Below are 12211 nucleotides of genomic sequence, written 5' to 3' on the forward strand. Positions count from 1 at the left end.
TTCGGCGGGCGGCTGGCCGCGGCCGGGCGTGACGTGACGTTTCTCGTGCGCGAGGGGCGCGCTCGCGCGCTCGCGCGCGACGGCCTCGTGATCCGCAGCCCGGCCGGCGACCTGACGCTGCGCGACGTGAAGACGGTGCAGGCCGGCGACGCCGATCGCGCCGGCGCGTTCGACCTGATCTTCCTGAGCTGCAAATCGTATGGCCTGGACGACGCGATCGAATCGTTCGCGCCGTTCGTCGGCCCGCGCACGGCGATCCTGCCGGTGCTGAACGGCATGCGCCATATCGACGTGCTGAAGGCCCGTTTCGGCGACGCGAACGTGATGGGCGGCCTCTGCATGATCGCGGCCACGCTCGATGCCGAGCAACACATCGTTCACCTGAACGATGCGCACGCGGTGGGCTTCGGCGATCTGGCGGGCGGTCTCACGCCGCGCACGCAGGCCGTGGCCGAGGCGTTCTCGGGCGCCGGCTTCGACGTGCTGCCGGCCGACGATATCGTCGCCAAGATGTGGGACAAGTGGATGTTCCTGTCCACGCTGGCCGCATCCACGTCGCTGTTCCGCGGCTCGGTGGGCGATATCCTGGCCGCGCCGGACGGCCGCCAGTTGCTCGAAACGATGTTCGGCGAAGTGACCGCCATCGCCGCGCACAACGGCTTCCCGGCCGGCGAATCGCTGCACGAGCGCGCGCGCCGCATGCTGTTCACCGCATCGAGCATGACCGCCTCGATGCTGCGCGACGTCGAGAACCACGCGCGCGTCGAGGCCGATCACGTGATCGGCGATCTGCTCGCGCGCGCGCCGGCCGACGACGGCGGCCTGAAGCTGTTGCGCGTGGCTTACAACCACCTGAAGGCTTACGAAGCGCGCAACGCGCGCGAAAGCGCGGCCGCCTGAAGGCTGCCCGTGCAACGAGGGCGTCGCTGTCTGATGCTTGCCCGCGCAGCGAAGGCGCGGGTGTCTGAGGCTCGCCTGTGCGGCGAAGGCGCGGCTGCCTGAGGTTCGCCCGCGCAGTGAGGGCGCGGCTGCCTGGGGCTTTCCCGTGCAGTGAGGGTGCCGCCGCCTGATGCTTGCCCGTACAGCGAGGGCACCGTCGCCTCAGGCTCGCCCGTGCAGCGAAGGCGCTTCTGCCTGATACCCGCCCGCGCATGACGGCACCGGGCATCCTGCCCAATCAGGCCCGCCATGCGCTGCCGCGCTTGCTTCCGCGCGGCGAATTGCTAGGATGAGCGTCGACGCGCGCGACACGATCGTGCGCGGAGATGACGACGTGCGCCGATCCGGGCCATCGAACCCGCCGCTGCTGCCGACCCGGCCGCCGCGCTGCCGGGGTGTTTCCTCCGCCTGCTTCAGCCTGCTTCCGCCACCGTGCCGCCCCGCCGTTTCTCGCGCGCCGGCACGCGCTCCGCGTACCTTCCCCGCCGCCCGACGTCGCGCGCCGCATCGTGCGGCGTGCTTCAACGATGCATATCGAGGAGACAAGGCATGGCAAGCGAAGTCGTGGGATTCGTCGGGATCGGCGTGATGGGGCAGCCGATGGCGCTCAACCTCGCGCGCGCGGGCACCGAACTGGTGGTGTGGAACCGCTCGCCGGCACGCTGCGAACCGTTGCGCGAAGCGGGCGCGCGGGTGGCCGAAACGGTCGACGAGGTCTACCGCAGCGCAAAGATAGTGATCCTGATGATGGCGACCGCTGCGGCGCTCGACGCCGTGCTCGGCCGTGGCACGCCCGCGTTCGGCGAGCGCGTGGGCGGGCACCTGATCGTGCAGATGGGCACCATGTCGGCCGAGTATTCGCGCGCGCTCGACGCCGAGATCCGCGCGGCCGGCGGCCGTTACGTCGAAGCGCCCGTGTCTGGTTCGCGCAAGCCGGCCGAGGCGGGGCAACTCGTGGCGATGCTGGCCGGCGAGCCGGACGACGTGGCCGTGGTGCGCCCGCTGCTCGCGCCGATGTGCCATCAGGCGGTGGAATGCGGCGCGGTGCCGGCGGGCCTGTTGATGAAGCTGGCCGTCAACAGCTACCTGATTCCGATGGTGACGGCGCTGGCCGAGGCCTCGCACCTGGCGCGCCATTACGGGCTGGACCTGACGCAATTCCAGGCCGTGCTCGACGCCGGCCCGATGGCCAGCGCCGTGTCGCGCGTGAAGATCGACAAGCTGGTGCGCGAGGATTTCGAGGTGCAGGCGTCGATCGCCGACGTGCTGAAGAACAACCAACTGGCCGCCGAGGCCGCGCGCAATGCGGGCCTGGCGTCGCCGCTGCTCGATACGTGCCACGCGTTGTACGACGAGACGCTGGCACTCGGGCACGGGGGCGAGGACATGGCCGCCGTGGTGCGCGCGATCGAGGCGCGCACGGCGCGGGGCCGGGGCTGAATGTGCGAGTGTTTAAGCCGTGCGCGGGGTTTCGTCAGCGGTGCTGATTAGTTGGCGGCATGCCAGGCCGCATCGAGCGCGGCCATATCCTGATAGACGGGCACGTCGGCCGGGAACGGGTTCTCCTCGCCCGGCGCGACGATGCCCGCGAACGGCATGCCGAGCCCGCGCGCCGCGTCGAATTCCGTGAACGAATCGCCGATCGCCAGCACCTCGGCCGGCTGCCAGCCGCCCTGGCGCAGCACGTCGGCGAACGCATCGGGCTTGGTGGTGGGCGAACCGACGATGCTGCGGAAATAGCGCGCGAAATCGCGTTCGCGCGTGATGCGCTGCAGATCGTCGTCGGCGGTGCCGGAAATCAGGTGCAGCGACAGCGCGCCCTGCCGGCTTTCGAGGAACGCGCGTGCGCCGGGCAACTCGGGGCAACTGTCGATGCGCTCCATCAGCAGCTCGCTGTAGCGCTGCGCGCGCCCTTGCACCACAGCCGGGTCCGGCACGCGGCCGAAGATCACCTGCTCGTAGTGCGCGAACTTCGCGACGCGGCCCACGCCGCCGTGATGCACGAGATGGGCCAGCATGTCGGCGCGCTGCGTATCGCTGATCGGCTCGTCGTAGCACTCGAAGAACAGGTTCACCTTCATCCAGACCGAATCGAGAATCACGCCGTCGAAATCGAAAGCGATCGCGCGGATCGTGTCGAACGGGATCGGGGAAGGCATCGTGTTACTCCGTCAAAGGGGGAAAGCGGGAAGGGGAAGGGCGGGTGCGTGGCGCTCAGGCGCCGTCCATCGTCATCGCCTCGAGCTGGCGAACGATTTCCTCGCGCAGGTCGGGCGACAGGTTCTGATAGCCGAGCAATTCGGAAATCCACATGCCGTCGGCGGCGAGCCGGCAGATCATCAGGCGCGCGGCATCGCCGAGCGGCAGCGGATCGGGGCGCGCGATCTCGCGCATCGGCGCGGCCCAGCGTTCGCGCGCGTCCGGGTCCGTCATCATCGACGACACCAGCACGCGCAGCAGGTTGGTGCTGGCGGCGGGCGCGGCTTCGGCCATCGCCGCGTGCAGGTAGGCGCGCGCGTTCGCGCCCTGCGGGTGCGGATCGCGGTCGATGCGCGTATGCATCTGCTGCTCGAAACGTTCGAGGGTCTGCGCGAACAGCGCATCCAGCAGCGCCTGCTTGCTGCGGAAGTGATATTGCAGCCCGCCCTTGCTGACGCCGGCGCGCTCGGCCACGGCGTCGAGCGTGACGGCATGCACGCCGTGTTCCGCCGCGATATCGGCGGCGGCACTCAATAACTGCGAACGGACATGGGCGGGGGCTTTCTTGCGGCGGTTGCCGCGGGCGTCGTCGGTGGCGGGGCGCTCGCCGGAGGCGGCCGATGCGGCTGCGGACACGCGAGGCGCAACGTCAGCGGATACGAAATCCGGCGCGGGCAACGAGGAGGCGGGCACGGCGGCCGGGTCGACAGGCGGCGCGGCGGGCGCGGAAGGCCGGGAGGAATTCATCCGCGCATCTTAACATCGGCCGTCAAATCCAAACAATCCGGCTGGATGGTATGATCCGGCCGATGAAAAATTCCGCTCTTCCTCTGCCATCGATGCTCGATGCCGCGATTTTGCGCGGCCGCGACGCCCTTGCGCAGCGCCAGGACGCCGACGGCAGCTGGTGCTTCGAACTCGAATCCGACGCGACGATCACCGCCGAATACATCCTGATGATGCATTTCATGGGGAAGATCGACGACGCGCGGCAGGCCCGCATGGCGATCTACCTGCGCGGGATTCAACGGCTGTCGACCCACGGCGGCTGGGATCTCTACGTGGATGGCGCACCCGACGTGTCGGCCAGCGTGAAGGCCTATTTCGCGCTGAAGGCGGCCGGCGACAGCGAGAGCGCGCCGCACATGGTGCGCGCTCGCGAATGCATCCTGAAGCTCGGCGGCGCGGCGAAGTGCAACGTGTTCACGCGCATCCTGCTGGCCACCTTCGGCCAGGTGCCGTGGCGTGCCACGCCGTTCATGCCGGTGGAGTTCGTGCTGTTCCCGAAGTGGGTGCCGATCTCGATGTACAAGGTCGCCTACTGGGCGCGCACGACGATGGTGCCGCTGCTGGTGCTGTGTTCGCTGAAGGCGCGCGCGAAGAACCCGCGCGGCGTGTCGATCCGCGAGCTGTTCGTGGTCGCTCCCGAAGAGGAACGCCATTACTTCGCGCGTGGCGGTTTCGTGCGCAACCTGTTTCTCGGCATCGACCGCACCGTGCGTCATGCCGATGCGCTGATCCCGCAGGCGCTGCGCCGCCGCGCGATCCGTCACGCCGAGGCGTGGTGCGCCGAGCGCATGAACGGCGAGGACGGCATGGGCGGGATCTTCCCGCCGATCGTCTACAGCTACCAGATGATGGATGCGCTTGGGTATCCTGACGATCATCCGCTGCGCCGCGACTGCGAGCGCGCGCTTGAAAAGCTGTTGGTCGAGCGCCCGGACGGCAGCATGTATTGCCAGCCGTGCCTCTCGCCGGTGTGGGATACGGCCTGGGCCACGATGGCGCTCGAACAGGCGCGCGCGGTGCCCGAGACGCGTGCCGATCCGCGAGTTTCCGAAGCACAACTGAACGAGAAGATCGCCGCCGCCTACGAATGGATGGCCGGCAAGCAGGTGACCGAGCTGCGCGGCGACTGGATCGAGAACGCGCCGGCCGAGACGCCGCCGGGCGGCTGGGCGTTCCAGTACGAGAACCCGTATTACCCCGACATCGACGACAGCGCCGTGGTAGCCGCGATGCTGCATCAGCGCGGCCGCGCGCTGGCGCGCAGCACGGGCCACAACCCGTACGAGCAGGGCGTGGCGCGCGGGCTGGACTGGATGCGCGGCCTGCAATCGCGCAACGGCGGCTTCGGCGCGTTCGACGCCGATTGCGATCGTCTTTATCTGAACCTGATTCCGTTCGCCGATCACGGCGCGCTGCTCGATCCGCCGACCGAGGATGTGTCGGGCCGCGTGTTGTTGTGCTTCGGCGTGACTGGCCGCGACGAGGACAAGCCGGCGCTCCGGCGTGCGATCGAATACGTGAAGGGCGCGCAGCGCGCGGACGGCAGTTGGTGGGGCCGCTGGGGCACCAACTATCTGTATGGAACCTGGAGCGTGCTGGCCGGGCTGGCGCTGGCCGGTGAAGATCCTTCGCAGCCCTACATTGCGCGGGCGCTGGCATGGCTGCGCGCGCGGCAGCACGCCGACGGCGGCTGGGGCGAAACCAACGACAGCTATATCGATCCGGCGCTGGCCGGCACCAACGGCGGCGAGAGCGCATCGAACTTCACGGCCTGGGCGCTGCTCGCGCAGATGGCGTTCGGCGACTGGCAATCGGAATCGGTGCAGCGCGGCATTCGCTATCTGATGTCGGTGCAGCAGGACGACGGCTTCTGGTGGCACCGTTCGCACAATGCGCCGGGTTTCCCGCGCATCTATTACCTCAAGTACCACGGTTACACGGCGTATTTTCCGCTGTGGGCGCTGGCGCGTTATCGGCGGCTGTCGAACGCGGCGCGGGTCAAGGCGGAAGCCGAAGCGTTGCCGAACCTGACGCTTACGCTGAAGACGCGCGAGGCGGTGGCCGTGCAGTAAGCGCGGCGGCGTTTGGCGATCCTGATCAATCGGGCAGCCGGTCACGAGCCGGCTGCCCGATTGCCGTTTACGGCGTCTTGGCCGGTGCGCTGCCCGAGCACGGCAGATAGCGCAGCGGCCGGGCCGCCACCTTCATGCAGGCTTCGGTCGACTGGGCGGGCGCGCCCGCGCGTTTCCCGGTGACCTGCACGCTGTTGTCATCGCGTTGCCAGCGCAGCGCGGGTTGCGGATTGGCGGCGAACGTCACGCTGCCCACGCCGACCTCGTCGTCCACCGCGAGCCGGCCTTGCCACGCCGTGAGCTTGCGCGCGGTGTCGTAGTCGCCCGACATGGTGTTCACGTTGAACGAGAACCCCTTGGCGTAGCCGACCTGCGAGTAGGTTTCGAGCGACCAGTGCAGCGTCCAGCCGGCGCCGTCCGGCGCACGTTCGACGACGGTGGCCGGCGGCCACGCGATGTCGCCGAGGTTGACCGTTTTCGCGAGCTGGCATTGCAGCAGGCGCGGTGTCGGCGCGTGCGGGTCGCTCACGTCGACGCGGGTGCCGGTTTCGCTGATGGCCGCGCAGGGCCAGCCGTCGAGGCTTTGATCGAAGGCGAGCGTGACGCGGTAGACGGTGCCGGCATCGCCGTTGCGATGTTCGATGCCGCGAATCGACAGCGTGCCGAGCGCTACCGCGCGTTCGCTCGTGATCGCGGCGGGCTGCCCGTTGGCGACGCGCGTTTGCACGTGGCTGCCGGCCGGGAACGTCGCGCCACCCATCTGCACCGGCGCATCGGCCTCGCGCGTCGCGCCTTGCGGGCCGGTCGCCATGATGCCGCGATAGGTGACGGCGAGCCACAGCAGCGGTGCGCAGAGGAACAGCGCGGTCGCGAGGTAACGCGTGAGCGGGCGTGCGCGGCGCAGCTTCGTGAACAGGAACACGGTCAGCAGCAGCCAGCCGGCCGCCAGCGCGAGCACGGTGAACAGCCGGATGCCGCCTGGGCTGCCGCTGTCGGCATGGCAGAGCGCGGGAGTGAGGGCAAGGGCAAGCGCGAGAAGGCGCGCGGCCCCGTGTGACGTGCTGGCTGGCATCGATCGCGGGCGGATCGGGATCATCGGGCTTCCGGAATGGCGAGTACGCCGCCACGATACACGAGGCGGCGTGAAGCCTGCGCTGCCGCCATGGCTTCGCGCGGGCCGGTTCAGGCGCGCGTGTCGGCCCGCTTCGCCACCCGTACCGGCAAACGCAGCGCCATCGCGAACAGCAACGCATACAGCGCGGCCAGCATCGCGAAGCCCCACGCGTAGGCGGCCGCATGCGCGCTCGCGCCGTCGCCCGCTGCCGGGATCGCGAGCCGCCAGGCCAGCAAGGTGGAGCACAGCGTGGTCAGCGCCGGGCCGCCGAGCCGCTGCACGATGTTGAGCGCGGTGGTGGCCATCGGCAGCGTCTCGCGCGGCACCGACGCATAGGCGGCCGTGATGGTCGGCACGCCGATCGCGCCCTGGCCCATGCCGCGCAGGAGCTGCGAGGCCAGCATGACCGCGAGGCCGAAGCCGTGCAGCGGCATCCACACCATCGGCAGTGTAGAAAGCAGCGCGAGCAGCGCGCCGCCGGCCGAAACATATCGGATGCCGAAGCGTTCGGTCAGCATCCCCATCGACGGAAACGCGATCATCAGGCCGATGCCGGTAGGCGCGAGCAGCCAGCCCATTTCGCCGGGCGAGCGGCCCACGCCGTCGATCAGGTAGAGCGGCACCAGCATCTGCGAGACGAACAGCGCGCCGTTCCAGACGAATTGCGTCAACGCGGCCCGGCCGAACACCGGGCGGCGAAACACCGCGAGATCGATCAGGGCGTGCGCGCCGAGGCGGCGCGCATGGCGCAGGAACAGCGCGATCAGCAGCGCGCCCGCCGCGAGCGAGGCGGCGCCCTCGGGGCGCGCGACGCGTTCGCAGCCGAACAGCACCAGCACCAGCGCGGGCGACAGCAACGCGAAGCCGGCCCAGTCGAGCCGGCGTGGTTCGCCGGTGGGGGTGTCCGCCGGCAGGAAGCGCACCGCGAGCACCAGGCCCAGCGCGCCGATCGGCAGGTTCATCAGGAACAGCCAGCGCCACGACGCGTAATCGAGCAGCGCGCCGGCCAGCACCGGGCCGAGCACCGGCGCGATCAGCACCGGCACGGCGGCATAGCCCACCACCCGTGCCATCTGCGCGCCGGCCACGCGCGCGATGGTCATCTGCGCCATCGGCGCGAGCAGGCCGCCGGTCACGCCCTGCAACACGCGGAACGCGATCAGCGAACCGGCCGACCACGCCAGCCCGCACAGCGCGGAGGTCACGGTGAACGCGGCGAAGCAGACCAGATAGACGCGCTTCGCGCCGAGCCGGTCCACCAGCCAGCCGTTCATCGGCAAGGCCAGCGTGAGCGCGAGCAGGTAGGCGCTGGTGACCCACTGGATCGTCGCGAGGCGGGTATGCATCGCGTGGGCGAGGCCCGACAGCGAGACGTTGACGATGGTGGCGTCGAGTTGCGCGAGCAGCGAGCCGAGCGTCGCCACCGCGCACACCTTCCAGATGGTCGGATCGAGGCGCGCGGACGCAGCCGGGGCTGCGTCCTGCGCTGCGGCGCCGGATCGGCGATCAGGCACCGTGCTTGTCGAGCAGCGCGATGACGTCCTGCGTCGTGCCGGATTCGCCGAGGCGCGGGAAGATCGTGCTGAAGCTGTGCGCGTGCGCTTCGGCCTTCAGGTCGGTCATCGCATCGCTGACGAGCGTGACGTTGTAGCCGAGCGCATGGGCGACGCGCGCCGTGGATTCGACGCCGATGCTGGTGGCGATGCCGCACAGCACGATCTGCGTGACGCCGGCGGCCTTCAGCTTGGCGTCGAGATCGGTATTGGTGAACGCGCACCACGAACGCTTGGTGACCAGCAGGTCGCCCGGCTGCTGCTTCAGTTCGGGGATCAGGTCGGCCCAGTCGGGCGGCAGCGCGCCGCCGCCGTGCGATTGTTCGTTGCGGCCCGGCGGGATACCGGCCACGTTGACGAGCACCACGGGCAGTTGCTTCGCGCGGAACGCGTCGAGCAGCTTGACCGATTGCGCGACGATGTCGGCGGCCGGATGCGCGATGGGCAGGGCGACGATGCCCTTCTGCAGGTCGATGACGACGAGGGCGGTTTTCGGATCGAGGACGGTGACGGTCATGGAAAGACTCCTACGGCGCGGGGCCGGTGACGGGTTGGACCAGGAACGGCGCGGCGCCGCCGGAATGCGGCGCCGTGAAAGATTGCGAGGCGGTTCGAAGGACTGCGAACGGCCGGCGGTCAACGCTCGGCCAGTTGCTTGATCAGCGGCAGGGCGGCGGCCAGCACGCGGCGCTCTTCGTCGCTCAGTTCGCGCACCGCTTCGAGCAGCCAGGCGTGCTTGGCGGTGCGGCGCTGCTGGCGCTCGGCCGCGCCCGCGGGCGTCAGCGCGATCAGCCATTGGCGGCCATCGGTGGGATGCGGCTGCCGCTCGATCAGCCCGGCCGTTTCCAGGCCGACCACCAGCGTGCCCATCGATTGCGGCTTCATCGATTCGGCGCGCGCGAGATCGGCGGTGGTCAGCGGGCCGCTCTGTTCGAGGCGTGCCAGCACGCTCAGTTGCGACAGCGTGTATTCGCTCGGCCCCAGCTCGGAGCGCACGCGGCGCACCAGTTGGCCGATGGCGAGGGTCAGGTCGGAGACGGCGGATTCGAGCGCGCGGTCGGAAGCTTGGGCGGGCGACATGGACGGTATCGTATTAAAAGAAAGTTGAACTTGCAAGGTTAACTTCCAAATTATACGAAGACTTTCGACAGGCGTCCATTTCGCTTTCCAACGCCTGTCGAAACTGTTTCGCAGGGCTGAAGATCGCGCCGCGCGGCTAACGATCCAGTTCGGGATAGTGGCGGAAGATGCCTTGCGTATTGAACGGAATGCGCCGCGCCGATGCCAGATAGCGCGCGACCGGCGGATGCGCGGCAACGTGATCGTGTGTCGCACTCAGGCCCGGATGGTTCGGCTCCTCGCGGCCCATCGCGTTCGGGAACGCATAGCGCAGGCCGTCGATCAACTGGAACACGGAAAGATCCACATAGCTCAACTGGCTGCCGACCATGAAGGCGCCGCGATGCGGGTTCTGCGCAAGCACGCGGCTGAAGTAGCCGAGGAACTTCGGCAGCCGGTTCGCGATGAAATCCTCGCTGCGCCACGCGGCCTCGGCCAGTTGATCCTCGTAGTAGAGGCCCGAGCCGATCGGGTGATGCGTGTCGTGGATCTCGGTGACGAAATCGGCCACCGTCAGTTGCAATTGGTGTGCCCACAGGCGGCCGGCTTCGTCCTTCGGCGCGAGGTGCAGCTTCGGGCCGAGGAACAGCAGGATGTTGGCGACCTGGCCGACGATGTGCTCGCCGGCCTTGAGGAACGGCGGCGCGAACGGCACGGCCTCGAGCGTTGCGCTGTCGAGCAGCTTGCTCATGGCGGCCATGCCGCCCTTCTCGCGCGCCACGTCGGTGTAGTCGGCCTCGGCGGCTTCGAGGGCCAGCCTCACGTATTCGCCGCGCCCCTGGATGGTGGGCCAGTAATACAGCTCGTAATGCATGGTGTGCGCCTCCGTTGGACAGGACCAGCCGACAGTGTAGGACGGCTGACGATCCGGCGTCGGCGCGCGGCGGGCCTTTCTATATTCAGGCCAGGCCGCCCTGGCAGACGTACTTGATCGACAGGTAATCGTCGAGGCCGTACTTCGAGCCTTCGCGGCCGTAGCCCGATTCCTTGACGCCGCCGAACGGCGCGGCCTCGCTGGAGAGTGCGCCCTCGTTGACGCCGACGATGCCCGCTTCGAGCTGATGCGTGACGCGCTCGATGCGGCGCAGGTCCTGGCTGTAGAAATAGGCGGCCAGGCCGAACGGCGTGTCGTTGGCGGCGCGCACGGCGTCGGCTTCGTCCTCGAAGCGGAACAGCGGCACCACCGGGCCGAAGGTTTCCTCGCAGCTCAGTTGCATCTCGGCGGTGGCGTCGGCCAGCACGGTGGGCGCGTAGTAGTTCGGGCCGAGTTCCGCGAGGCGCTTGCCGCCGGCCAGCACGCGCGCGCCGCGTGTTACGGCGTCATCCACATGGCGCGCGATCTTGTCGATCGCGCGGTCGTTGATCATCGGGCCGATCTGCGAATCGGCCTGCGTGGCGGGGCCGACCTTGAGCGCGGCCACGTGTTCGGCGAGCCGCTCGGCGAAGCGCTCGTATACACCGGCCTGCACGTAGACGCGGTTCGGGCACACGCAGGTCTGGCCGCCGTTGCGGAATTTCGAGGCCAGCAGGCCGGCCACGGCCGCGTCGAGATCGGCGTCGTCGAACACGATGAACGGCGCGTTGCCGCCCAGCTCCAGCGACAGCTTCTTCAGCGTGGCGGCCGATTCCTTCGCCAGATATTTGCCGACCGGCGTCGAGCCGGTGAAGGTGATCTTGCGCACGCGCGCATCGCCCAGCCAGTCGCCCACGGCCGCCACCGCGCGCTCGCGCGAGGTGCTGATCAGGTTCAGCACGCCGGCCGGCACGCCGGCTTCGTGCGCGAGCAGCACCAGCGCCAGGGCCGTGAGCGGAGTGTCCTCGGCGGGCTTGGCGACCACCGTGCAGCCGGCCGCCAGCGCCGGCGCGATCTTGCGCGCGATCATCGCCAACGGGAAGTTCCACGGCGTGATGGCGGCCACCACGCCCACCGGCTCCTTGCGCGCACTCATGCGCTTGCCGCGCTGCTGCTGCGGGATCAGGTCGCCGTAGATGCGGGTGGCCTCGTCGGCGAACCACGCCACGTACGACGCGCCGTACATCACTTCGCCGCGCCCCTCGGCCAGCGGCTTGCCCTGTTCGAGCGAGATCAACTGACCGAGCGGGTCGGCGTGCTCGACGATCAGCGCATGCCAGCGGCGCAGCACGGCGGCGCGCTCGGCAGGCAGCGCGTCGCGCCAGGCCGGGAACGCCCGGGCGGCGGCGTCGGTGGCGGCGCGGGCGTCGGCCTCGCTGCTGTCCGCCACCGCGGCGATGGTCTTGCCGGTGGCCGGATCGGTCACGGCGAAGCAGCGGCCGTCCGAGGCGGCGGTCCACTGGCCGTCGATGAAGTTGTCGGTGCGAATCAGGTCCTGCAGGCTGAAGCGGGCTGTCATGGGATGGCGTCTCGTCGGAAGGGCGTAGGCGCTGCGCGCCGCCATCGGGCGGCG

At 69.3% G+C, this 12211-nt stretch carries 11 protein-coding genes; 3 read left to right on the top strand and 8 right to left on the bottom strand.

Features of this window, described 5'->3' with window-relative positions; translation table 11 throughout:
• Both ACYP33_RS24300 and ACYP33_RS24305 read left to right on the top strand, forming a co-directional pair.
• The coding region (locus ACYP33_RS24300; protein ID WP_459624258.1) for a ketopantoate reductase family protein at positions 1-900 on the top strand (900 nt) is incomplete at its 5' end.
• 588 nt (positions 901-1488) lie between these two features.
• A complete protein-coding gene (locus ACYP33_RS24305; RefSeq protein ID WP_459624259.1) occupies positions 1489-2379 on the top strand; it encodes an NAD(P)-dependent oxidoreductase in 891 nt (296 codons plus the stop codon).
• A 47-nt stretch (positions 2380-2426) separates the two neighbouring features.
• On the opposite strand, the gene ACYP33_RS24310 is transcribed toward ACYP33_RS24305, so the two are convergent.
• Both ACYP33_RS24310 and ACYP33_RS24315 read right to left on the bottom strand, forming a co-directional pair.
• Positions 2427-3098, bottom strand: a complete 672-nt coding sequence (locus tag ACYP33_RS24310) for an HAD family hydrolase (RefSeq protein ID WP_459624260.1) — start codon at positions 3096-3098, stop codon at positions 2427-2429.
• A gap of 55 nt (positions 3099-3153) precedes the next feature.
• Entirely contained in the window at positions 3154-3774 is a 621-nt protein-coding gene (locus ACYP33_RS24315) for a TetR/AcrR family transcriptional regulator (protein WP_459624261.1), read from the bottom strand.
• A 161-nt stretch (positions 3775-3935) separates the two neighbouring features.
• On the opposite strand from ACYP33_RS24315, the gene shc reads away from it, so the two are divergent.
• A complete protein-coding gene (gene shc, locus ACYP33_RS24320; protein ID WP_459624262.1) occupies positions 3936-5999 on the top strand; it encodes a squalene--hopene cyclase in 2064 nt (687 codons plus the stop codon).
• 67 nt (positions 6000-6066) lie between these two features.
• Here the strand turns inward: shc and ACYP33_RS24325 are convergent, their stop codons facing one another.
• The 6 genes from ACYP33_RS24325 to ACYP33_RS24350 all read right to left on the bottom strand — a co-directional run bounded on the left by ACYP33_RS24325 (position 6067) and on the right by ACYP33_RS24350 (position 12157).
• Positions 6067-7095 (bottom strand): hypothetical protein, encoded by a 1029-nt coding sequence (locus ACYP33_RS24325; protein WP_459624263.1) that lies wholly within the window; start codon positions 7093-7095, stop codon positions 6067-6069.
• Between the two features lie 86 nt (positions 7096-7181).
• Positions 7182-8627 (bottom strand): DHA2 family efflux MFS transporter permease subunit, encoded by a 1446-nt coding sequence (locus ACYP33_RS24330; protein WP_459624264.1) that lies wholly within the window; start codon positions 8625-8627, stop codon positions 7182-7184.
• On the bottom strand, positions 8620-9183 hold the full coding sequence (locus ACYP33_RS24335; RefSeq protein WP_459624265.1) for an isochorismatase family protein: 564 nt from the start codon (positions 9181-9183) through the stop codon (positions 8620-8622). Before ACYP33_RS24335 ends, ACYP33_RS24330 begins: the two co-directional genes overlap by 8 nt.
• Before the next feature lie 119 nt (positions 9184-9302).
• Positions 9303-9746, bottom strand: coding sequence for a MarR family winged helix-turn-helix transcriptional regulator (locus tag ACYP33_RS24340; RefSeq protein WP_414448536.1), 444 nt, complete (start codon positions 9744-9746; stop codon positions 9303-9305).
• A 136-nt stretch (positions 9747-9882) separates the two neighbouring features.
• Entirely contained in the window at positions 9883-10599 is a 717-nt protein-coding gene (locus ACYP33_RS24345) for a glutathione S-transferase (RefSeq protein ID WP_459624266.1), read from the bottom strand.
• An 85-nt stretch (positions 10600-10684) separates the two neighbouring features.
• On the bottom strand, positions 10685-12157 hold the full coding sequence (locus ACYP33_RS24350; RefSeq protein ID WP_459624267.1) for an NAD-dependent succinate-semialdehyde dehydrogenase: 1473 nt from the start codon (positions 12155-12157) through the stop codon (positions 10685-10687).
• Between the last annotated feature and the right edge of the window lie 54 nt (positions 12158-12211).

Source organism: Burkholderia sp. 3C (genome assembly GCF_054589155.1).